The 23,380-nt window shown below is 62.1% G+C and carries 18 protein-coding genes; 15 read left to right on the top strand and 3 right to left on the bottom strand.

The window, feature by feature from the left end:
- The 3 genes from ETC27_RS04295 to ETC27_RS04285 all read left to right on the top strand — a co-directional run bounded on the left by ETC27_RS04295 (position 1) and on the right by ETC27_RS04285 (position 2,613).
- Complete coding sequence (locus tag ETC27_RS04295) at positions 1-837, top strand: MlaA family lipoprotein (protein ID WP_136253787.1); 837 nt, start codon at positions 1-3, stop codon at positions 835-837.
- Between the two features lie 86 nt (positions 838-923).
- Entirely contained in the window at positions 924-2,120 is a 1,197-nt protein-coding gene (locus ETC27_RS04290) for a PP2C family protein-serine/threonine phosphatase (protein ID WP_136253786.1), read from the top strand.
- The gene (locus ETC27_RS04285) at positions 2,107-2,613 is read left to right on the top strand and encodes an STAS domain-containing protein (RefSeq protein ID WP_136253785.1); all 507 of its coding nucleotides are present in this window, start codon (positions 2,107-2,109) and stop codon (positions 2,611-2,613) included. Before ETC27_RS04290 ends, ETC27_RS04285 begins: the two co-directional genes overlap by 14 nt.
- A 213-nt stretch (positions 2,614-2,826) precedes the next feature.
- Here the strand turns inward: ETC27_RS04285 and tal are convergent, their stop codons facing one another.
- Positions 2,827-3,762, bottom strand: coding sequence for a transaldolase (tal, locus tag ETC27_RS04280; protein ID WP_136253784.1), 936 nt, complete (start codon positions 3,760-3,762; stop codon positions 2,827-2,829).
- 32 nt (positions 3,763-3,794) lie between these two features.
- A complete protein-coding gene (locus ETC27_RS04275) occupies positions 3,795-5,513 on the bottom strand; it encodes a methyl-accepting chemotaxis protein (protein ID WP_136253783.1) in 1,719 nt (572 codons plus the stop codon).
- 223 nt (positions 5,514-5,736) lie between these two features.
- On the opposite strand from ETC27_RS04275, the gene ETC27_RS04270 reads away from it, so the two are divergent.
- The 6 genes from ETC27_RS04270 (at position 5,737) to ETC27_RS04240 (ending at position 15,258) form a co-directional block, all read left to right on the top strand.
- Positions 5,737-6,921: a Bcr/CflA family multidrug efflux MFS transporter gene (locus ETC27_RS04270; protein WP_136253782.1), complete on the top strand. Its 1,185-nt coding sequence runs from the start codon at positions 5,737-5,739 to the stop codon at positions 6,919-6,921.
- A gap of 206 nt (positions 6,922-7,127) precedes the next feature.
- Complete coding sequence (locus ETC27_RS04265) at positions 7,128-8,141, top strand: PstS family phosphate ABC transporter substrate-binding protein (protein ID WP_136253781.1); 1,014 nt, start codon at positions 7,128-7,130, stop codon at positions 8,139-8,141.
- 106 nt (positions 8,142-8,247) lie between these two features.
- Positions 8,248-9,504, top strand: a complete 1,257-nt coding sequence (gene pstC, locus ETC27_RS04260; RefSeq protein ID WP_136253780.1) for a phosphate ABC transporter permease subunit PstC — start codon at positions 8,248-8,250, stop codon at positions 9,502-9,504.
- 21 nt (positions 9,505-9,525) lie between these two features.
- Positions 9,526-10,692 (top strand): phosphate ABC transporter permease PstA, encoded by a 1,167-nt coding sequence (gene pstA / locus ETC27_RS04255; protein WP_136253779.1) that lies wholly within the window; start codon positions 9,526-9,528, stop codon positions 10,690-10,692.
- Between the two features lie 37 nt (positions 10,693-10,729).
- Positions 10,730-11,566, top strand: a complete 837-nt coding sequence (pstB, locus tag ETC27_RS04250; RefSeq protein ID WP_439331791.1) for a phosphate ABC transporter ATP-binding protein PstB — start codon at positions 10,730-10,732, stop codon at positions 11,564-11,566.
- A 1,220-nt stretch (positions 11,567-12,786) separates the two neighbouring features.
- Positions 12,787-15,258 (top strand): translocation/assembly module TamB domain-containing protein, encoded by a 2,472-nt coding sequence (locus ETC27_RS04240; protein ID WP_168709019.1) that lies wholly within the window; start codon positions 12,787-12,789, stop codon positions 15,256-15,258.
- Positions 15,259-15,280: 22 nt separating this feature from the next.
- On the opposite strand, the gene ETC27_RS04235 is transcribed toward ETC27_RS04240, so the two are convergent.
- Positions 15,281-16,468: an acetyl-CoA C-acyltransferase gene (locus tag ETC27_RS04235; RefSeq protein WP_136253775.1), complete on the bottom strand. Its 1,188-nt coding sequence runs from the start codon at positions 16,466-16,468 to the stop codon at positions 15,281-15,283.
- A 97-nt stretch (positions 16,469-16,565) separates the two neighbouring features.
- Here ETC27_RS04235 and ETC27_RS04230 point away from each other — a divergent pair, with 97 nt between their 5' ends.
- The 6 genes from ETC27_RS04230 (at position 16,566) to ETC27_RS04205 (ending at position 23,065) form a co-directional block, all read left to right on the top strand.
- Positions 16,566-17,153, top strand: coding sequence for a TetR/AcrR family transcriptional regulator (locus tag ETC27_RS04230; protein ID WP_136253774.1), 588 nt, complete (start codon positions 16,566-16,568; stop codon positions 17,151-17,153).
- Between the two features lie 194 nt (positions 17,154-17,347).
- Positions 17,348-18,106: an SDR family NAD(P)-dependent oxidoreductase gene (locus ETC27_RS04225; protein ID WP_136253773.1), complete on the top strand. Its 759-nt coding sequence runs from the start codon at positions 17,348-17,350 to the stop codon at positions 18,104-18,106.
- Between the two features lie 272 nt (positions 18,107-18,378).
- The gene (locus tag ETC27_RS04220; RefSeq protein WP_136253772.1) at positions 18,379-20,196 is read left to right on the top strand and encodes an acyl-CoA dehydrogenase C-terminal domain-containing protein; all 1,818 of its coding nucleotides are present in this window, start codon (positions 18,379-18,381) and stop codon (positions 20,194-20,196) included.
- A 233-nt stretch (positions 20,197-20,429) separates the two neighbouring features.
- Positions 20,430-21,035 (top strand): cell wall hydrolase, encoded by a 606-nt coding sequence (locus ETC27_RS04215; RefSeq protein WP_136253771.1) that lies wholly within the window; start codon positions 20,430-20,432, stop codon positions 21,033-21,035.
- A 443-nt stretch (positions 21,036-21,478) separates the two neighbouring features.
- Positions 21,479-22,513, top strand: a complete 1,035-nt coding sequence (locus ETC27_RS04210; RefSeq protein WP_136253770.1) for an HTH domain-containing protein — start codon at positions 21,479-21,481, stop codon at positions 22,511-22,513.
- 51 nt (positions 22,514-22,564) lie between these two features.
- The gene (locus ETC27_RS04205) at positions 22,565-23,065 is read left to right on the top strand and encodes a 2-thiouracil desulfurase family protein (protein ID WP_136253769.1); all 501 of its coding nucleotides are present in this window, start codon (positions 22,565-22,567) and stop codon (positions 23,063-23,065) included.
- Positions 23,066-23,380 lie beyond the last annotated feature (315 nt).

The following is a 23,380-nucleotide window of genomic DNA, read 5'->3' as shown; positions in this document are numbered from 1 at the left end:
ATGAGAGATAACGCGCGTAGGCCGAAGGGCCGTGAAGCTCGGGGGATAATGGCCAGGGCCATCCTGCTTGGTGCAGTGATGAGCATGGCTGGCTGTGCCAGTACCCAGACCGCCGAGAGTAATCCGGATGATCCCTGGGAAGGCTTCAACCGTAATGTCTACGTCTTCAATGACACTCTCGATCGCTATGCCCTTAAGCCGATTGCTCAGGGATATGACTATGTGACACCGTCGCCGGTACAGACGGGAGTGGGTAATTTCTTCTCCAATCTCGGTGAGGTGGGCACAGCCTTTAACAGCGTACTGCAGTGGAAATGGGGCAATGCCGGCATCGCCACAGGTCGCTTCATGATCAACTCCACCTTGGGTCTTGCTGGGCTGGTGGATATCGCCACCGATATGGATATCACCGGGCGTGAGGAAGATTTTGGCCAGACACTCGCCGTATGGGGCGTGGGCGAGGGGCCCTATCTGGTGCTGCCCCTGCTAGGCCCAAGCACGGTGCGTGATACCGCCGGCCTGCCGGTAGACATGTACACCGACCCGGTGACCTACGTCGAAGATGATGAGGTCGCCTATGGACTGACCTTCCTGCGCCTCGTCGACAAACGCGCCGGCTTGCTCGATCAGGAACGCCTGATTCAGGGTGATCGCTACAGCTTTATTCGTGATGCCTGGCTGCAACAGCGGCGCTTCGAGGTCAACGACGGCGATATGGGGGACGATCCGTTTGCCAGCGATGATTTCGACTTTGACGATAGTGATTTTGCCTTCGATGAACAGCCGGATGCCGATGAGGCAGACGGTGAGGACAGCGAGGCGGCTCCGACGCCGTAACGACCGCCGGATGGCGGCCTGAAAGGAATCCGCGTGTGGGTCCGCCCTCCCGCGGTCATCTGTCTAGGGACGAGGGGACGGAGTGCATGGCCAGCCCAAGAATACTGATCGGTGTGCTCGACCTGCCGGGAAAGGCGCGTGACGATCTGGCCGAGGTGGTCGCAAAGGGTGCTTTTGCGGTGATAGCGGCCGAGCGGGCCGAGGAATTGCCGGCGGATACGGCCCTGGTGGTCGCCCATGTTCGTTCGGTACCGACTAGCGACTGGCCCTCCTTGACCGCACGATTGCCGACGCTGGTCGTCACCGAGAGCCGGCTGGATAGCGATTTGCTCAAGGCGGTTGATGCCGGTGTGGTAGATTACATCATCGAGCCGCTCCTGCATGGCGACATCCTGCGACGAATGATTGCCAAAGTGGTCGAGAACCATCGTCTGGCGCAGGAGCATCAGCGCGATCGAGACCGTCTCGCCGAGCTCAACGAAAGCCTGGAGACACACCTGGCAATGCTGCGTCTCGATCAGCAGGCTGGTGGTCACATCCAGCGCAAGCTGTTGCCAGCCCGTCCGCTGGTGCTCGATGGGGTGACGTGCGAATACTGGCTGGCGCCGTCGCTTTATTTGTCGGGAGATTTTCTCGATTACCAGCGCTTTGATGCCCGCTTCAGCGTCTTTTATTTTGCCGATGTCTCCGGCCACGGCGCTTCATCTGCCTTTGTCACCGTGCTGCTCAAGTACCTGTGCAACCGTTGGCTGGGCGAGTGGGATGGTACTCATCCCGAGTGTTTGGCCGCGGACTGGTTGGCGAATCTGAATCGCGAGCTGCTGGATACAGGCATCGGTAAGCATATGGCCATGTTTGTGGGGCTCATCGACCACAAGACCCATCGACTTCACTATTCGCTGGGTGCTCAGCTGCCGATGCCGCTGCTGGTCAGTGAGGGCCGCGTCGCCCCACTGGAAGGGGAGGGCATGCCGGTTGGGCTGTTCCCAAATGTGGAATATCCTCAGTTGAGTTGTGCGTTGCCGCACAACTTCCGACTATGGTTATGTTCAGATGGAGTGCTGGAGTATTTGTCAGGCAGGACGCTTGAAGGACGGCTCAAGGAACTTGAGCGACTGGTGCTTGAAAGCGACGATCTGTCGGCACTGCGGGAGAGCCTGGCAATTGACGGCCTGCCCGTGGACGACGAGGGCACTATCAGTGGGCAAGCGCCGGAGTATGAGGAGCTGCCCGACGATCTGACGATCATGACCTTGAGCGGTTTTGACAATGATGAAGAATGAAGGGCGATTGCAGGCGGCCATTGATTCCGGCGTTTTCATACTCAAGCTATCCGGTGACGTCCGTTTGACCTTGAGTGCCACGCTGGATACTCAGGCGCAACGGCTGGCCGAGATGCCGGGTCTGCAAACCGTCATGGTTGATTTGCGTGAGGCCACCAACGTGGACTCCACGGCGCTGGGATTTCTGGCCAAGGTGGCGCTCGCCGTTCGCGACCGGCTCGACCAGCCCCCAACCATCGTCGTCGATAACCCGGATGTGCGACGTATGCTCGATGTCATGGGCTTTGGTGATTATTTTACGCTGGTTGAGTCGCCTATTCAGGAACCCGCCGAGCTTGCTGATCTACCGCTGGTCAATGCCGATGAACTGGTGCTTCAGGAACGCATTCTTGAAGCGCATCGCATCCTGATGCACATGAGCGAGCATAATCGCGAGGAATTCCAGCCGCTGGTGGAGCTTCTCGAGGAGCAGTACCGGCAGCCAAGCGAATAGGCGGTCTGATTCGGCGGTCATCGGTCTATTTATGTCTGGGGGCACGCAGCCTTGGTTCTTACCCCGTTAGATGATTCGCTTTCATGCCATGACGCATGACGCTGAATAATGGCGTGAACCGCTTATAAAAAAAGAGGCCCGGTCGATATCGACCGGGCCTCTTTTCGTTGCAGCAATGCTTGGCACCTATTGCCGCCAAGGCGCTATCCGGGCTTACTTGCGGAGTTCGCCCAGCAGGGCCTCCAGCTTGCGCTGGTCGTCCATGAACTTGCGAATACCTTCTGCCAGCTTCTCGGTGGCCATGGCATCCTCGTTCATGGCCCAGCGGAATTCGCTTTCGTCTAGCGGCTCGGGCATGGAGCTTTCAGCGTCCTGAGGCCTTAGAGCGCGCGGTAACTCTGCGTTGTCCTCCGCAAGCTCGCCAAGCAGTTTCGGGGAAATGGTCAGGCGGTCACAGCCCGACAGCGCCTCGATCTCACCGGTATTGCGGAAACTCGCGCCCATGACCACTGTCTTGTAGCCGTGTCCCTTGTAGTGCTCGTATATAGCGCGCACCGAACGGACACCGGGGTCGTTGGCGCCTGCGAAGTCTGCTTCGGGTTCGCGGGCCTTGTGCCAGTCGAGAATGCGGCCCACGAAGGGCGAGACCAGCGTCACGCCAGCGTCGGCACAGGCCTGAGCCTGGGCAAAGTTGAAAAGTAGCGTCAGGTTAGTGCGAATGCCTTCACGCTCGAGCTGCTTGGCGGCGCGAATGCCTTCCCAGGTTGAGGCGACCTTGATCAGAATACGCTCGCGGCCGACCCCACGCCGTTCATAGCGCTCGATCAGCGAATGGGCGCGGGCCAGTGTGGCGTCGGTGTCGAAAGACAGCCGTGCGCTGACTTCGGTGGACACATAGCCCGGTACCAGGGCACTGATCTCACTGCCGACCTCGACCGCCACCGCATCTAACGCATCGTCGATGTCGGTGCTCTGGCGGGCCAGCTCAGCCATCCGGGCGCGACGGCCTTCCTGTTGTGCCGCCTGCAGGATCAGCGAGGGGTTGGTGGTGGCATCGGTGGGCTGGAAACGCTTAATGGCGTCCAGGTCACCTGTATCGGCGACCACCGTGGTCATAGCTTTAAGCTGTGTCAGCTTGTCCTGTGTCATGGTCATCCTGAATGATCGAGTGAGTCAGATCCTCACTGTAGCAAGGCCGCGTCGTGCTGGGTATACGTGCTTGGTTGCTGATCCCTGCCACCGGCAAGCATGCGGGGCGTCCAGTTTGACCGAGTGTCGGCCGCGGTGCGCTCGGGGGCACCCTCGGCATTCGCGTCCTCAGCCTCGTCGCCTGCGGCAAGACCCTCATCTAGGGTGAAGCGAGCGGCGAAGCGGCGCATCTGCTCGGCTTCATCTTCCAGCGACATCGCCCCCTGGGTCGCCTGCTCGACCAGCTGGGCGTTGTGCTGGGTGACCGCTTCCATCTGATTCATGGCCTGGTTGAGCTGCTCGATGCCACGATGCTGCTCGTCGGTGGCCTCGGCGATCTGTTCCATCAGGTCGTTGACCTGGCCGATTGCGGCGATGACCGTCTGCATGCCGTCGCTGGCCTGTGCCGAGAGGGCATTGCCGCGCTCAAGGCTCTGGCGCGAGTCATCGATCAGTTGGCGCACGTCAGTGGCGGCACTGGCGCTGCGGGAGGCCAGCGAGCGTACCTCGCCGGCCACCACCGCGAAGCCACGACCATGCTCGCCTGCCCGGGCGGCCTCGACGGAGGCATTCAGGGCCAGCAGGTTGGTCTGGAAGGCGATATTGTCGATGAGGCTGAGGACCTCATGAATCTGAGCCGAGCGCTCGTGGATCTCGCTCATGGTGTCGACGAAGGTGCCGATCACCTCGCCACCAGCGCGAGCCTTGCCGCTAGCTTTTGCGGCAAGCGATGCTGCCTGGCGCGAATGGTCGGCGTTGTGAGCCACGGTGGCGGTCAGTTGGTCGAGGCTGGCTGCGGTCTGCTCGAGCGATGAGGCCTGTTGCTGGGTACGCGAGGAGAGTTCCTGGTTGCCCTCGTTAGAGCGCTGGGTGCTATCGAGGATGGTGGCGCTGCTGTCGCGTACCCGCCCCACGGTAGAGGCGAGGGACTGCTGCATGCGAGAGAGTTCATGATAAAGCTGGCCGATCTCGTTGTTGCCTTCGTTCTCGATGGGCTGAGACAGATCGCCTGCGGCCATATGACGGAAGTGCCCGACGAGCCGGCGCAACGGGCGGATGACGTTGACCGAGACCCCCCAGACGGTGACCAGTACGATCAGCAGGGCGATGGCCAGGGCGCCGGCCATGGCCGCATTCATGCCGCTGGCCATGCGCTCGAATTGCGCGGCGAGGGTGTTGCCGCTGTCTCGTGAGGCCGCGAAGAAGGCATCGGCGCTCTCCATGAAGGCCTCGCTCATGTCGCTCACCCGTGACTGGCCGGAGTCGTAGGCGCCAATATTACCCTCTTCGAGGACCATCAGCTGCAGTGACAGGCCGGTGTTGAGCAAAGACTGGAAGCGACGCTTGAGGGTGTCGATGGCCTCGGCCTGATTCGGCTGGGCGGGAATCGCCAGGAAACGCTGGAAGGCGGTCTCGGCCGTCACCATCAGGCGTTCGGCGCGTTCGATGACTGGCCCGGGGCGGTTGAAGGAGGGCTTGCGCGTCAGCTGAGCGGCGCGGTTCATCTCCACTCGGGCGCGCAGCATGTCGACGTAGGCCTGGTTGAGCGCCTGTGCCTGTTCGACGTTGATCTGGTTGAGGGTACCGAAGGCCTGGCGGCTGTAGTGATTGGCGAAGAACCCGAGACCGGCACTGGCCACCAGGATGAGCGTGAAGGCGATCAATACTAATGAGCCACTGAGCTTGACGGTCATGTTGTTGAAGAATCGCATGCGCTTGCTGTCCCCTGCTGTTTGATAGGCCGCGTGGGCCAGGTCCCGTGTGCCCGGGACTCGAATGGGTATCAAATGAAGAACAACTGATATACCAGCGGAATATGACAGCGAAGGGACATGGTCCGGAGTGAGGCCTGAGCGATACAGGGCGGCAGTCAAACCTAAGATGCGTTATCATTAGCCGGCTACTTTTTCATCCGTTTCTTTCAGGAGCATCCTTTTGTCACTGAGTACTCGAAGAGTGGCCCTATTGGTGGCGGCCAACACGGCCCTGGCACCTTTCGCCATTGATGCCTACCTGCCGGCGATGCCGGCCCTGGCCGAGGCGGTGGGCGCCAGCATCCATCACACCGAGCTGTCGATCAGCGTCTTTCTGTTCGGCTTCGCGATCGGCCAACTGACCGGCGGTCCATTGTCCGATCGCCTGGGTCGCAAGCCGGTCCTGCTGACAGGGCTTTTGGTGTTCTGCCTGGCGAGTCTTGCCATCACTCAGGTGAGCTCACTGGAAACGCTGTGGGCCTTTCGCTTCGTGCAGGCGCTGGGCGGGGGGGCCTGCGTGGTCAACTCGGCGGCCATCGTGCGCGATTGCTTCAGTGGCCGGGAGGCCGCCAAGGTGATGTCGACCATGGCCATGATCATGATGCTGGCGCCACTGGCGGCCCCGGCGGTAGGCAGTGGCCTTTTGTACCTGGCCGATTGGTGGCTGATATTCGTGTTCCTCGCGATCTATGCCGCCTTTCTTGCCTGGCTGCTGGGGACGCGTTTGCCCGAGACGCGCTCGCCCGATCAGCCAACGGCGTCCTTCCGTCAGGTGCTGGGTAACTACGCAAGCGTCTTCCGTCAGCGCGAGGCGATGGGCTATATCTGTGCGGTGGCGATGTCCTTTGCCGGCATGTTCGCCTTCATCACGGCATCGCCCTTCCTGTATATGGATTACTACGGTCTCACGCCTGCGATGTACCCGGTGGTGTTCGGCGCTAATGTGGTGGTGATGGCATCGTCGAACCGGCTCAACATTCGTCTCCTGCGACATCGTTCTCCCCAACAGAACCTGCGTCTGGGCCTCGGCATGCAGCTGCTATCCGCCATCAGCCTAGTGCTGTTGGTGGCGACGGGTAAGGACTCTCTTTACACGGTAGTGCCACTGATCATGCTGTTCATGGGCCAGATTGGTCTGATTACCCCCAATGCAATGAGCTCGCTGCTGGAGACGTTTAGCCACATGAGTGCCACCGCCACGGCGCTGATGGGCAGCATCCAGTTTTCCTGCGGCGCTTTGGCCGGTGTGCTGGTCGGTGCCTTCGAGGTCGAGAATCCCTGGCCTATGGTGCTGACCATGCTTGGCGTTGCACTTCTTGGCAATATCGGCGTGAGGGTGCTGGTGGGGCGACATGCCGGTACCTGAGCAAGAGCATGCTTGGAAGAGCGATTATCCCGCTGATACCGCCAAGGCGCCCAGAAACGGGCGCCTTGTTGCTATGCAGCCTGGCGTTAGAGGGTGTGCTGGTCTAGCGTGTCGGTGGATGTGTCATTTGTCACGAAGCTGTCATCTTATTGCGTCATCTTGTGTCTCGCGAAGGTTGAATACCCTCATCGACAGGAGTTACCTGCATGAACCGCATCCTCAAGACTACCGCTATTGCCGCCGCCGTCATGGGCTTTGCGACAGCCGCCCAGGCCCGTGATCAAGTTCGTATCGTCGGCTCCAGCACCGTGTACCCGTTTGCCAGTTACGTGGCTGAAGAATTTGGTGCCACCACCGATTTCCCGACGCCCGTCATCGAGTCCACCGGTTCTGGCGGCGGCGCTCGCCTGTTCTGCAACGGTCTCGGTGAGGGTACACCGGACATCACCAACGCGTCGCGCCGCATGAAGCCTTCTGAGTTCGAGCGCTGCGCCGAGAATGGCGTCACCGACATCACCGAGGCTTTCATCGGTTATGACGGCATCGCCTTTGCTCAGTCCAATGATAACGCCGAGATGGACGTCTCTCGCGAGCAGATCTTCATGGCCCTGGCCGCCCAGGTGCCGGTCGATGGCGAGCTGGTCGACAACCCCTACACCCAGTGGAGCGAGATCGATTCCTCGCTGCCGGATCGCGAGATCGCCGTCTACGGTCCGCCCACCACCTCCGGTACCCGTGATGCCTTCGAGGAGCTTGTCATGGAAGCTGCCTCCGAGGACATGGAAGCCTATGGCGGCGAAGGCTACACCGATATCCGCACCGACGGCGCCTTCATCGACGCCGGCGAGAACGATAACCTTATCGTTCAGCGCCTGTCCGAGAACACCGATGCCTTCGGCATCTTCGGCTACTCCTTCCTGGAAGAGAACGCCGACACCCTGGTGGGCTCCAGCATCGACGGCGTCGAACCGACTCCCGAAGCCATCGGTAGCGGCGAGTACCCGGTGTCGCGCTCCATGTTCTTCTACGTGAAGAACCAACATGCCGATGACGTGCCGGCCATGTACGAGTACGCCAACCTGTTCATGAGCGAGAAGATGATCGGTGACCTCGGTTACCTCAAGGGTATTGGTCTGATCCCGGCGCCGAAGGACATGCGTGCCGAAGCCCGCGAGGACGTGGCCAACCACGAGAAACTGGAACTGTCTGAACTCAAGTGATTGAAGATCTTACTTGATGCTTGAATTGGCCGGCAGCTTGGCGCTGCCGGCCTACTTACGTTCCGGCAAGTCGATGTTGCCGGGCCCCGTTGACTGAGAGCTTCCCATGCAGACCAACCAATTGATCCTGCTATTTAGTGGCGCCTTGCTGGTGCTGGGGCTGATAGCCTTCTTCATGGGCCGCGCCAAGGCGGCCAAAGTGCGTGCCGCCGGCACCGCCATGTATGCACAGCCCGACCAGTACGCCTGGTTTGCTGCACTGGCCACGGCCGGGCCTGCAGTGGCCGTTGGTGCCATTGGCTCCTTCGCGCTGCTGCTGATGGGGGCCGAGATCCCCACCCTCTATCTGTTGGCCGGCAGCCTGGTCGTGGCCGCCGCCGGCATGATGGTCGCCATGATGCAGGTACGTCCCGATTTTCATGCTCGCAAGGCCATTGAGAAGACCATCCGCTGGATCCTTGCCAGCGCGGCGATGATCTCGATCTTTACGACGTTCGGTATCCTGTTCTCAATCATCACCGAGGCGCTGCGTTTCTTCCAGATGGAAGGCTTCTGGGACTTCATTACCGGCACCACCTGGAACCCTGGCGCCAGCTTCCTGGCCGCTGCTGGCCGCGCCGAGGAAGGCGCCACAGCTGCCGAATTCGGTTCTGTGCCACTGTTCGCTGGTACCTTCATGATCACCCTGGTGGCCATGCTGGTGGCCATTCCGGTGGGCCTGATGTCAGCGATTTACATGTCCGAGTTCGCTCCCGCTCGGGTGCGTACCATCGCCAAGCCGGTACTCGAGGTTCTGGCAGGCATTCCCACCGTCGTCTATGGCTTCTTCGCCGCCATCACCGTGGCGCCGATCATCGTCGATATTGCCGGCGCGTTCGGCCTGGACGCCTCCTTCAACAACGCTCTGGCCCCCGGCATCGTGATGGGCATCATGATCATCCCCTTCATCTCTTCGCTTTCCGATGACGTCATCAATGCGGTGCCTGACAGCATGCGCCAGGGCTCGCTGGCGCTTGGCATGACCCGCGCCGAAACCATCAAGGATGTGGTGGTGCCCGCGGCGCTGCCGGGGATCATCTCCGCCTCGCTGCTGGCCATGTCGCGGGCGCTGGGCGAGACCATGATCGTGGTCATGGCCGCCGGCATGCGCCCCAACCTGACCGCCAACCCGCTGGAGGACATGACCACGGTGACCGTGCGCATCGTGGCGGCGTTGACCGGTGACCAGGAGTTCGCCAGCGCCGAGACGCTGTCGGCCTTCGCCCTGGGTCTGGTGCTGTTCGTGGTAACGCTGGCGTTGAACATGGTCTCGGTGATCATGATCCGCCGCTTCCGCGAAAAGTATCGCTCCAATAACCTGTGATCGATTGAGGCTAACCGGACAATGAGACAATCCTTCGATGAGATCAGCGCCCAGCTCAAGGGCCGCCATCGCAAGTCTGCTCGCCTGAAGTGGATGTCGATGGGGGCCCTGGGCCTTGCCGGGCTTTTCCTGGTGTTCTTCTTCACTGACATGCTGATCAAGGGTCTGCCGGCCTTCCAGCAGGCACAGATCCAGGTGCAGGTCGACTACAACGAGATGGCTCAGGAGCTTCCTCTGGCAGCGGTTGAAGAAGAGATGCGCCCGTTGGTCAGTCGCGGCTATCTGCGCCTGATTCCGGGTCGCATGGAAAAAAATCCTGACCTGCTCGGCACCACCCGCATGGAATGGGTGCTGGCTGATGGCCAGGTCGATCAGTACCTGAAGGGCCATCATTCCAATCTGAGTGGTAGCGAGCAGTCGGTGGTCGATGAGCTTGCCGACAATGGGCGCGCCGAGCTCAAGTTCAATACCACCTTCTTTACCCGTGGCGATTCGAAGATGCCCGAACTCGCCGGTATCGCCTCGGCCGCCATGGGCACGGTGATGACACTGCTGGTGACCCTGGTGGTGGCCTTCCCGATCGGCGTGATGACGGCGGTGTATCTCGAAGAGTTCGCTCCCGATAACCGCTTCACTCAGATTATCGAGATCAATATCAACAACCTGGCGGCGATCCCCTCGATTCTGTTCGGTTTGCTGGGTCTTGCGATCTTCATCAATTTCTTCGGCGTGCCACGCTCCTCGCCGCTGGTGGGTGGCTTGACCCTGGCGCTGATGACGCTGCCGGTTATCATCATCTCCACCCGCACGGCGCTGCGCAGCGTGCCGGAAGATATCCGTCATGCCGCCTTCGGTGTGGGCTGCTCGCGCTGGCAGGTGGTGCGTGACCATGTGCTGCCGGTCAGCATGCCGGGCATCATGACCGGCTCGATCATCGGTCTGGCGCAGGCCATGGGCGAGACCGCGCCGCTGATCATCGTTGGCATGGTGGCCTTCATTCCGGATGTCTCGGCGACCGTCACAGAGGCCGCCACGGTGCTGCCCGCACAGATCTTTACCTGGGCCGGCGAGCCGGATCGCGCCTTCACCGAGAAGACCGCTGGCGGCATCCTGGTGTTGTTGACCATCTTGATTACCCTCAACGCAACGGCCGTGGTGTTGCGCAAGAAATTCGAACGTCGCTGGTAACCGACCGGCACTTGCAACAGGATACGTCACTATGGATATGAAAGTTGCCGACCGTGGAGTCACCATGTCAGGTCACGAAACCGGGCAGCCGGTCACCCGCAATGAACAGGCCAACCATGAACTGAGCATTCGCGTGCGCGATCTCAACCTGTGGTATGGCGAGACGCAGGCGCTGAAGAACATCAATATCGATGTCTTCCAGAAGGACATCACCGCGCTGATCGGCCCCTCGGGCTGTGGTAAATCGACCTTCCTGCGCTGCCTCAACCGCATGAACGATCTGATCCCGAGCGTGAAGCTTGAGGGGCTGATCGAAATGGATGGGCGTAACGTCAATGAGGTCAAGATGGACGAGGTCGCGTTGCGGCGTCGGGTAGGGATGGTGTTCCAGAAACCCAATCCTTTCCCCAAGTCCATCTTCGAGAATGTTGCCTACGCCCCCCGCATGCACGACCTGGTCAGTCGCAAAGCTGACCAGGATGAGTTGGTCGAGCAGGCCTTGCGCGATGCCGGCCTGTGGAACGAGGTCAAGGACAAGCTGCATGAGCCGGGTACTTCGCTCTCTGGTGGTCAGCAGCAGCGTCTGTGTATTGCCCGCGCGATCGCCGTGCAGCCCGATGTGATCCTGATGGACGAGCCGACCTCGGCACTTGACCCGATCTCGACGGCGACCATCGAGGACCTGATGGACAAGCTCAAGCAGCAGTTCACCATCATCACGGTGACACACAACATGCAGCAGGCGGCGCGTGTGGCGGATTACACGGCGTTTTTCCACTTGGGAGAGATTGTCGAGTACAACGACACCAAGACCATGTTCGCCAACCCGCATACCAAGAAGGCCGAGGACTACATCACTGGCCGCTACGGCTAAGCGGGCCGCACCGACCTTCGCACACGCAACGGGGAAGCCATCAGGCTTCCCCGTTGCGTTTACATGGACGTCAGCGTTTGCATGGACGTCGTTTTCTTGGAGGTTGCCGTTGGAGGGGCTGGGCCTGTCGTGGGTCTGTCGTGGGTCTGTCGTGGGTCTGTCGAGTGTGCAGCCGGATACTGTCAGGCTACATTGATCGTGCCTCCCTCATGCAAGGATCATCATGCCCAAAGACGACGTCACCCCATCCGCCCGCCGGCATCGTCTGCGGATAGGTGCGCTGGGCCTTGCCGGTGTCTTGCTGCTGGTAACCGGTTATCTGGTCGGCATGCACTGGCTGCTCAACAGCGGCTGGTTGGAAAAGCGCCTGTCGCAGGTGCCCGGAGTGACGGTGAGCTGGTCGGCGGCCAGCAGCTACATTCCCGGACAGCTCAAGGTGCATGACCTCAAGCTGCAGCGTGAGGGCAGCGACCTGTCGCTGGGGCTGGAACTCGAGACAGCCGAACTCGACGTATCGTTATGGGCATTGCTTATGCGCAGAGTCCAGATCCCGGTACTCAAGGCCGACGGGCTTCGCTCGTTGTCGCTTGGCGAGCACCGCCTATCGGGACGGGGCGGAGTGGCATTGAGCGGCCTGAGGCTTGATGACCAGCACCTTTCCCTCTCGCACGTTCGGCTGTCGCTTGAGGAGGCCGAGGTCTGGCGCGATGACAAACGACTGGCCCGTGACATTCGTCTCGACGCCGATCTTAAGCTGGCGGCCTTGCGTGCCGATCGGCTGTCGAGTCTAGACGCCACACGCGCCGTCTCCGGCAGCTTGTCACTGGCTGCCCAGGCCGATGCCTGGGATGTCTTTGCTCCTTACCTGGGCGGTCTCAACGGGCTGAGCCTGGCCGGTCGTGGCCGCCTGGTGGGCGATCTGACCCTCGAGCGGGGCCGTCTGGTTCCCGGCAGCGAATTGGCACTCACATCCTCCCGCCTGCAACTGACACTCAAGGAAGCCGCCTGGTTTGAGGCCACGGTGAATGATGACGCTTCCGTGGCGCTTGCGGATGGTGCTGGCCAGCACATTCGCCTGGACGGGCGTGGCAGCGTCGGCATGCGGGTCGAGGCAGAGGGCGAGCCCCGCCTGACGGTAATCCTTGATGACATGCGGATGCGAAATCCCCAGGCCGCGGTCCCTTTCATGACCAGCCGTCACTTCCGGCTAGAGGCTCGCCTTGCGGATGCTGATCTGGCCGTGCCGCCCCGGACCGCCGACGGCCGCCACCCTGGTGTGGGAGGGCGCCCGGCTACCCGATGTAGGCGTTCTTTCGCGTTATCTGCCCAAGCCGTTGCCATTCGCCTTGCACGATGGCAACGCGACGCTCGAGGGACGCCTCGACTACCGTGACGGCGTGTTCGAGGGAGCCTTCACCCTTGCCGGCGAGGCGGTGAACCTGACGCTGCTCGACAATCGTGTCGGCGGCGAGCTGCGACTCGATCTGGCCATCAAGGAGCTCGACCTTCTCGAGCAGCGTCTGGATCTGTCCGGCACGCGATTGCGGGTGGGCGTGGGTCAGGCAGAGGAGGGCGCTATGCCGGTCACCGAGCTGGTCCTTGAAGAGGCGGTACTCAGTGGGACTCGTCCACTGGGCGAGCGCCGACAGGCCCAGGATGACCTGCCTGTAGAGGGGCGGTTGGTGATCACCGGCCGGGTGAGCCAGCTGCACTTTCTCGATGCCTTCCTGGAGTCGGCACTCGACGGCCGCGGGCTAGCGCTTGATGGTGAAGGTGAGCTCGCCGCGACGCTTGAAATCCGCGACGGACGGCTGGCGCCGGCCAGCCAGCTGACCATCAACGCCGGACGGTTGGGCGCCCGCTTCCTGGATGTTCGTGCTCGCGGAGAGGGCCTGTTGATTGCTCGCTGGCCCATCGACGCGCCGGCACGGCTGCGTGTATTGCTCACCGATGCCCGGCTCGAGCGCAAGGCCGATGGGCAACGCCTGTTGCAGGCCGAGCGCCTGAGCCTTGAGGCGGTGAGCGAGACAAGCGACCCACTCGCGGCGGTAGATGACCTGAGCCTCGAGCTCGCCTGGCAGGACGCCAAGGTGCCGGACGTTGCGGTGTTGAACGCCTACTTGCCCCCCGCGGCCCCCTTCACCTTGCTGGGTGGTCAGGCGACATCCGCCGGGCAATTGAGCTTCTCGGGCGCCGTGGGGCGAGGCCGACTTTCGCTGAATGGCCAGGCTATCCGCGGCCAACTTTTGGGAGAGACGCTGGAAGGCGAGCTGGCCCTGACGCTTGAGATACCCGAGGTGCATTTGGATGGCAGCCGGCTCGACCTGTCCGGGACCCGGCTCGAGATGCAGGCGGCGAGTGAGCGCGATGCGATGCGGGGGGCCGGCGACGAGGCGCGCCTGCGCAGTACCCTGATCGCCCGCCAGGCGCGTTTCGACCATGTCTGGCCGGTCGAGGAGACGACACCCCCGCTGCGTGGCCAACTGATGATGGATGGACTGGTCGCCAACCTGGGCTTCCTCGATGCCTTCCTGCCCGAGGCGCACGGGCTGGCGGTGCAAGGAAAGGGGCGGCTTAGCGCCGAGCTTGAGTTTTCCGACACCACCCTCTTGCCCGGTAGCCACCTGTCGATCGGTGCTGATTCGCTTACGGTAGGCTTCCTCGACCATCAGGCCCGTGGTGACGGTCGCCTTGCCGCCTGGGTCGAGGGCGAGCCAGCCGCTCCCGATCTGCGCTGGCGCATTTCGCTACCGAGCGTTGCCCTCGGGCGTCAGGCAGAGGCCAATGATCAAATGACCGGGCGCCACTTCTCGCTGGAGTCCACGCTGCCGATGGGGGTGATAGAAGGCGATGGTGAGGTGCTCGACCGCCAGACCACCCGTATCCAAATACCCATCGCCGAGGTAGACGACCTGGTCATGTTCAACGCCTACCTGCCGGCGGGTGCCGGGCTAGAGTGGCTGTCGGGGCAAGCCAGCCTGGCGCTGGATCTGTCCCTGACCGGCTTGCAGGCGCAAGGGGAGATGACCCTCAAGGCCTTCGATGCCGGCTTGCGACTCGGCGAGCAGAGGGTGAAGGGAGATCTGCAACTGGAGGCGCGACTGCGGGATGGCGACCTCGCAAGCATGAGCTTTGATGCTTCGGGCTCGCGCCTGCGCCTCGATAATGTCTCTCGCGAGGCCGCCAACGGCGAAAATGATCAGGCTTGGTGGGTCCAGCTCGACCTCGATGAGGGGCGGCTTCTTTGGGCGCGTCCCCTCGAGCTTGATGCTCGCCTGTCGATGGCCATGCGCGACAGTGGGCTGCCGGCCCGGCTGCTTCTGGCCTCTGCCCGCAAGCGTCGCTGGCTTGGTCGGCTGCTGGATGTGTCGGACATCTTGGGCACCGCCCGGGTGCAACTTAGCCAGGAAGGCCTGAGAGTCAGCGAGGCCCGGCTGACCGGGCAGCAGCTTGAGCTCCTCGCCGATCTGGTGAGGCGCAATGAAGCTTTGACGGGCGCCCTCTACGCACGCTTTGGCGCCCTGAGCCTTGGTGTGGCCCTGCAGGATGGCGACAGTCGGCTGCGTTTCGTCAGGCCACGGCAGTGGTTCGAGGCGTCCCGCGACGGTGCCGTGATCTGGCCTGAGACAACGCCGCAGGAAGAGCTGGACTGGCGACGGTCATTGCCGATGTCGCCGGCGATGGCACCGTAGTGCCATCGCCGCAATGGACTGTTCAGTCACATAGCTCCACGGCCAGGGCGGTGGCCTCGCCGCCACCGATACACAGGCTGGCGATGCCACGCTTGCCGCCGGTCACGCGCAGGGCATTGATCAGGGTGGCGATGATCCGCGAGCCGGTGGAGCCGATCGGGTGGCCCTGAGCACAGGCGCCGCCGAAGATGTTGACCTTGTTGTGTGGAATGTCGAGTCCATCCATGGCGAGCAGGGTGACCACCGCGAAGGCTTCGTTGATCTCGAACAGATCGACGTCATCCACTTTCCAATCGAGGCGTTTCAGCAGCGTGTCGATGGCACCCACCGGGGCGATGGTGAACTCGCTGGGGTGCTGGGAGTGGGTGCTGTGGCCGAGAATCCGGGCCAGCGGGCGGGCGCCATGGGCCTTGGCGGCTTCACGGCTGGAAAGCACCAGCGCTGAGGCGCCATCGGAGATCGAACTGGCGTTGGCGGCGGTGATGGTACCGTCCTTGGCGAAGGCCGGGCGCAGATCGCGGATCTTGTCGAGCCGCGCCTGGAAGGGCTGCTCATCGTGATCCACCACACTCTCGCCACCGCGACCGCTTAACGTGACCGGCGTCAGCTCACCTTGCAGGTGGCCGGCCTCGTGGGCGGTCATGGCGCGCTCCAGGGAGGCGATCGCGAAGTCGTCCATGCGCTCGCGGCTGTAGCCTCGCTGGTCGGCGATATTCTGCGCGAACGCGCCCATCAGCTGACCGGTCTCGGCATCCTCGAGGCCATCCAGGAACATGTGATCCTTGAGTTCACCATGGCCCAGACGATAGCCGCGGCGAGCCTTGGTGAGTACGTGAGGTGCATTGGACATCGATTCCATGCCGCCTGCCAGCACCAGCTCACCACTGCCGGCGCGTATCAGGTCGTGGGCCAGCATGGTGGCCTTCATGCCGGAGCCACACAGCTTGTTGATGGTGGTGGCGCCGACACCGTCGGGCACGCCTGCCTGTCGCATCGCCTGGCGCGCGGGGCCTTGCTTGACCCCCGCCGGCAACACGCAGCCGAAGAGGCCTTCGTCGATAGCGGCGGCATCGACGCCGGCCTGGGAAAGGGCCGCCCGGATGGCGGTGGCACCTAGCTCCGGTGCGGTGAGGCTCGACAAGCTGCCGAGCATGCCACCCATCGGCGTGCGAGTGGCGGCCAGGATCACGATCTCGTGGTTTGAGGACATGGTATGACTCCTTGGCGATCGCGGGCCGTGGCCGTTGACCGCAGATGGGGGCTATGGTCTTCTCAAGGCTAACCAAGCAAGCGCTAGTGTAAATGCGATGAACGTAGTGAATGACTCGCCGCGGCGCCAGGAACTGATTCGCGTCGCCGCCCACCTGTTCGTGCAGGAAGGCTTCGATCGCACCACGGTGCGCATGCTGGCCCAGGAGATGGGCATCAAGTCGGGCAGCCTTTTCCATCACTTTCGCGACAAGCAGGCCATCCTCTGCGCGGTGATTGAAGAGGGCACCCACAACGCCCTCGCGATTGCTCACGAGGCCCTTGCCCAATGTGATAACGATGCAGAAATGCGCCTGCATGCCATGGCGCGGGCTCACCTCCAGACCCTGCTGACCGACCGTAACGCCCACGTCGTCGCCCTCTACGAGTGGCGGCGGCTGGACGGCGACTCCCGCGATCATCTTAGCCACCTGCGCGATGCCTACGAGCAGCTCTGGCAAGAGGTGATCGGCGAGGCACTCGAGGCGGGACTTATCCGTGGTGACAAGTTCCTGGTCTCGCGTTTCGTGCTCGGAGCGCTGAACTGGACGGTGCGGTGGTATGACCCCGACGGTGTTCACTCGCCGGAGGCGTTGGCAGGCGAACTGATCGACATGCTGGGCGCGCCAGTAAAGACCCCCGCCTGATTCGCCGCGCTGATACCTTTCACCAAGACCTTTCACCAAGACCTTTCACCGATACCTTCCCATGCGCCCCTTGTGGATAGGATAGACAAAGGTGAACACGCACTTGCTTGGCCTGTTCATGCTGCTAACTTATCATTTGACGTTAACGTTAACTAGATGTGGCCGGGAAGAGCGACCATTGGAGGAGAGACATCATGCAGGTTAATCAACGCACCTTTCTGATCACCGGTGCTGCCTCGGGGCTGGGTGCCGCCACTGCTGAGCGCCTGGTCGCTGGTGGCGCCCGGGTTGTGCTGTGCGACCTGAACGAGGCCGTGGACGAGCTGGCCAGTCGCCTTGGGGATTCGGCAACGGCCTGTCGGGGCGATGTGACCCAAGAGGCCGATATCCAGGCTGTCGTCGACCTTGCCGTGTCCATGGGAGGGCTGCACGGCGTCGTACATTGCGCCGGTGTCGTCAGTGTGGCCAAGTTGATTGATCGGGAAGGCAATCCCGCCGATCTCGCCAGCTATGCGCGCACCGTCGAGATCAACCTGGTCGGCACCTTTAACGTCATGCGTCTGGCCGCCGCGGCCATGGCAGGAAACACCCCGGGCGAGGACGGCGAGCGTGGCGTGATCGTCACCACCGCCTCGGTGGCCGCCTTCGATGGCCAGGTGGGCCAAGCCGCCTACAGCGCCTCCAAGGCAGGCGTTGTGGGCATGACATTGCCACTGGCCCGCGAGCTCTCGCGTCACGGCATCCGGGTGATGAGCATCGCTCCCGGGGTCTTCGAGACGCCGATGATGAGTGGCATACCCGAGGATGCCGTGGTGTCTCTGTCTGCCGCCGTGCCTTTCCCCAAACGCCTGGGCAAGCCCTCTGAGTTCGCGAGCCTCGCCGAGCAGATCATCACCAACGTGATGATGAATGGTGAGGTGATCCGCCTCGATGGCGGCATCCGCATGCAATAGGGCTCTCGCCTCGGGCCGGCTGACGGCTCTATCGTCTCGGGCTGGCTGACGGCTCTCTGTCTGGTGTCGGATGCCCACGCATCTGACGCTGTCTATTCTTGCGTTTGCCGTAAGTCGCGCTTATTCATGCCTTCTTCTACGGAGTGCGACCAAGGTGGTGAGCGAGTAATCAAACGAACGCTTGACTGTTGGCGGGTGGCTGGATACTTTCAAACGAATGTTTGAATATGGCGGCAGCTGCCGCGTGGCGAATGCTTTCAGGAGTATGTGAGATGCCCGACTATCAGGCCCCCCTGCGCGACATGCGTTTCGTGATGGACGAACTGCTGGACTTCCCCGGCCACTACGCGCGGCTGCCGGGCGGCGAGGACGCCACCCCCGATGTGGTGGGCGCGATTCTCGAGGAGGGCGCGCGCTTCTCCCGCGAGGTGCTGCTGCCGATCAACCAGAGTGGCGATCGCGAGGGCTGTCTGCTGGAAGGCGGCGAGGTCAAGGCACCCCGAGGCTTCAAGGAAGCCTACCAACAGTATGTCGAGGGCGGCTGGCCAGGCCTTGCCGCCGAGCCGGAGTTCGGCGGCCAGGGCTTGCCGCATTCGCTGGGCATGGCGCTCTCCGAGATGACCTGCGCCACCAACCTGGCCTGGGGCATGTACCCGGGGCTCTCCCACGGCGCTGCCGATGCCTTGCGCCATCATGGCAGTGACGAGCAGAAGGCCACCTACCTGACCAAGCTGGTCGAAGGTGTGTGGACCGGCACCATGTGCCTGACCGAGTCTCACTGCGGTACCGATCTGGGGCTAATCAAGACCCGGGCGGTACCGGCCGACGATGGCGGCTATGACATCACCGGCACCAAGATCTTCATCTCGGCGGGCGATCACAACCTGGCCGAGAACATCGTGCACCTGGTGCTCGCCAAGCTGCCCGACGCCCCGGAAGGGTCCAAGGGCATCTCTCTGTTCGTGGTGCCCAAGTACTTGCCAGAGAACTTGCCAGACGAAAACGGCAATCCTGGCGCGCGCAACGGCGTCTCCTGTGGGTCGCTTGAGCACAAGATGGGCATCCACGGCAACGCGACCTGTGTGATGAACTTCGACGGCGCTCGGGGCTATCTGGTGGGCCGGCCCCACAAGGGGCTTTCCTGCATGTTCACCATGATGAACGTGGCGCGGATCGGCGTGGGTATCCAGGGCCTTGGCCTCATGGAGGCAAGTTTCCAGAATTCGCTGGCTTATGCCCGCGATCGCCTGCAGATGCGGGCGCTGTCTGGCGCCAAGGCCGAAGACAAGCCCGCCGATCCGATCATCGTGCACCCGGATGTGCGGCGTATGCTGCTGACCCAGAAGGCCTTCGCCGAGGGCGGCCGGATGCTGGTGATGTACACCGCCCAGATGGTCGACCTGGTCGAGCAAGCAACAGACCCGGCCGAGCGCGAGCGGGCCGAGACGCTGCTCGGCCTGCTGACGCCGATCGTTAAGGCCTTCCTCACCGAGGTCGGCTTCGAGGCGACGAACGAAGGCGTGCAGGTGTTCGGCGGCCACGGCTTCATTCAGGAATGGGGCATGGAGCAGCTGGTGCGTGATGCTCGCATCACTCGCCTCTACGAAGGCACCACCGGCATCCAGGCGCTCGATCTGTTGGGTCGCAAGGTACTGATGAGCCAGGGCGAGACCCTCAAGGTCTTCACCAAGGAGATCCATCAGTTCTGCAAGGCCGAGGCCGGCACCCCGGCCCTGGCTGAGTTCGTCGAGCCGCTTGCCAGGCTCAACGCCGAATGGGGCGAGCTGACCATGGGCGTGGGCATGAAAGCGATGAGTGATCGCGAAGAGGTGGGCGCGGCAAGTGTCGATTACCTGATGTACGCGGGTTACGTGACGCTTGCTTACCTGTTCGCCCGCGCCGCCAGGCAGGCACAGCAGGCGCTTGGCGGTGATGAGGACGCCTTTTACCGGGCCAAGCTCGATACCGCGCGCTTCTTCTATCAGCGCCTGCTGCCGCGTACCCGTGCCCATGCCGAGATGATCAAGGCCGGTGGGGCCTCGCTGATGGCGACCTCCGCTGCGGACTTCGGCCTCGGCTTCGAGATCTGAGCGGCGTCGCAACAGCCTACGACTGTCTCTCTGACGACTGTCTCTCTTACGACTGACTTTCTTACTACTGTCTCTCTCGGTCAGGCGCTCTGACCCTTCCACGGCGAACCTCTCAAGCCGAAAAGAGGTTCGCCGTTTTTTTTGGTAGCCTCACGGATATGGCTTCCGGGGAGTATCATCACGTGAACTATCTACGGCATGGCGCCGCAGAGACGTAGTGAGGAGGGTTCATCATGTACCACTCAGTTCTGGCGTTCTTTATGGCGCTCTGCTTGGCGATGCTGGTAGTCGCGAGCCCGGTCATGGCGGCCGATCTTGAAAAGCGTGCTGAAATTGCTGAGGAAAAGGCCGAGCAACTTGAGCAAAGCATTGTCGACGGTGGCGATGAGACGCCGGCCGTGGCCATCACGCGGACGGGGATCGACGCCGTGGATCCAACCGGGGCCGAGCCCCTGGACGATGCAATTACCTGCTTCGCGCGGGCCATCTACTGGGAAGCGAAGGGAGAAACGCCCAAAGACATGGCGGCTGTGGCGCATGTGGTGATGAATCGGTTAGGTGATGCTAGCTTTCCGGACACCATCTGCGGTGTGGTCAAGCAGGGCGGTGAGCAGGGCTACTGTCAGTTCTCATGGTGGTGCGATGGCCGGGGGGATTATGTCCTGGAGCCGCAGCGCTACGATATCGTCAAGGAAGTCGCCCGCCAGGCGCTCAATGGTGAGTTAGACGACGACACCAATGGGGCGATGTTCTTTCATCAACGCACCATTTCTCCTTATTGGGCGGCAGAGTTCACCGAAACGGCCAGGATCGGTGATTTTGTCTTCTACAGGCCCTGAGACTCAGAGCCAATATCCTCGCGGTGGGGTGTCTGCAGCCCCCTAACGCGTGCTCGTGATGTACGAGGCCATGAGATGCCACCGCCGTATGGGATAAACATTCATCTGCTTCTTGGCGCTTGCTGCTAGTCTGTAGTGACCATTTGCCTCGCGCTGGCTGAATGCCATGTGATGGCGCCTGTGAAGGGCCAAGACAACTGCGCCGTTTCGCGACGAGTGCCACTGGCCGGAACGAATACCCGCACTGGAAGTGCACACCGCTCGGGCGCATGATGGCCGCGACCAGGCGGCGATTAACACAGAGATGATGGTGATGGGCCCTTATCGTCGGTCCTTTGTCATCGGGCTTTGCCTAAGCCCCGTGTATCAGCCCCTTGCATCATATGTTGAGCAATCAGTCGTTGCGCTGGCGGGAATGCCAGCAACTCGAGGAGACCGACCACATGTCCCGTAAGACTCGCCTTCAGGATCTTGTCAGTTTGATGCGCCGCCATGGAGAACCGGTCAGCGGCACGGCGCTTGCCGAGACGCTGGGTATTTCGCTGCGGACTCTTTATCAGGATGTTGCCGTCCTGAAAGCGGTAGGCGCTGATATCGAGCATGTTCCTGGCACCGGTTATGCGCTGGCCCCCGGCGTGTTGCTGCCGGCCTTAATGTTGACCGACGACGAGCTCGATGCATTGGCGTTGGGGCTTGGCAAGGCCGAAGACTCGGCAGGCCCATTGGCTGCCCCGGCCGCACAGTTGCGCGGCAAGATGGTCGATGCCTTGTCCGATGAGCCGGCCCAGCGCCTGGCAGGCGTTGATCGGGTCGTTGCTGAGCCTGTTACGCATGCGTTCACGGACGAGCACGCGCCATCAGCCGAACTGGTCTTCTATACCAACCCCTTGTCGCGGGGAAGCATCGTCCACTGGATGCTCGAGGAACTCGGCGTGGCCTATCGCATGGTGGTGCTGGAGTATGGCACGACCATGAAGGAGCCGGACTACCTGGCGCTCAACCCGATGGGCAAGGTGCCGGCGATCAGCCACGGCGATGTGGTGGTCACCGAGACTGCCGCCATCTGTGCCTATCTTGCCGATGCTTTCCCCGAGGCCGGCCTGGCGCCGCCGCCGGCGTATCGGGGCGACTACTACCGCTGGCTGTTCTTCGCCGCCGGTCCGCTGGAAACCGCCGTCTCCCTCAATGGCCTGCTCGGGGTCTATCCCACCGAACAACAGCAGATGCAGCTTGGCTGCGGCAGCCTTCAAACGGTGCTCGACACGCTGGCAGGCGCACTCGCCGGCAAGCGCTATATCGCCGGAGACACCTTCAGTGCTGCGGATATCTATGTGGGGGCGCATCTCAGCTGGGGCCTGCAGTTCGGCTCGATCCCCTGGCGCCCGGAGTTCGAGGCTTACTGTGCTGGCCTTAATGAGCGCCCAGCGCGTCAGCGTTGCGAGGCCTTCCTCCAGCAGGCCGTGGCGCAGGGGGCCTGAGGCGGTAACTGATATTCCCATGCGCCGGTATGGCATGGCAGGCTAGCGTTCATGGAAAAGCGACTGATCAGCGCCTGCCTGCTTGGCCAGCCGGTGCGCTACGACGGCGGCGCCAAGACGCTGCATGATGCCACCTTAGAGCGCTGGCGCCGGGAAGGGCGCCTGATGGCGGCCTGCCCCGAGGTACAGGCTGGCCTGAGTACTCCCCGCGCGCCCGCCGAGATCCAGGACGGCGGAGGCGTCGCGGTGCTGGACGGTACCGCTCGGGTGATCGCCCGGGACGGCGAAGATGTCAGCCAAGCCTTCCTAAGCGGTGCCGAGCAGGCGCTGGCGATGTGCCAGCAACATCGCATCCGCGTCGCTATTCTCACCGAGGCCAGCCCCTCCTGCGGCAGCCGCACCCTCTACGACGGCAGCTTCACCGTCCACCGCGTGCCTGGCCAAGGCATGACCGCCGCCCTGCTCGAACGCCACGGCGTGCGGGTCTTCAGCCAGTTCGAACTCGAGCAAGTGGAACGGCGCTGCAAGAGAGTTGAAAAGCGCGGGTTGTGACCATCGTCGCCGTTGTGCCTTTATAAGCGAAAGGCTATGGTCGGACAGAGGGTAGGTTGCTCGGCGTATGGCGGGGACATCACCCATGGATGGCGGCTTACGACCAAAGCGGCAGGCGCGTTTATTGGTGTTATATAGCCTCGTCGACGAAAATACAGAGAAAAATCAATGGGTTGCTGTGGTGACATAAGGATGTTGAACGCGCGCGCTCGTTCAAATCAATAAGCGAGCGTGCTGCCTAATACCTGTTGAACTAAACCGCTTCGCGGTAGCTGTCGTCGAATCCTGTCTTTCGCCTCATCGAACCACACTGTT

The organism is Onishia niordana (genome assembly GCF_004798965.1).
Classification (GTDB): domain Bacteria; phylum Pseudomonadota; class Gammaproteobacteria; order Pseudomonadales; family Halomonadaceae; genus Onishia; species Onishia niordana.
This window is presented reverse-complemented; position numbering and strand designations above follow the sequence as displayed.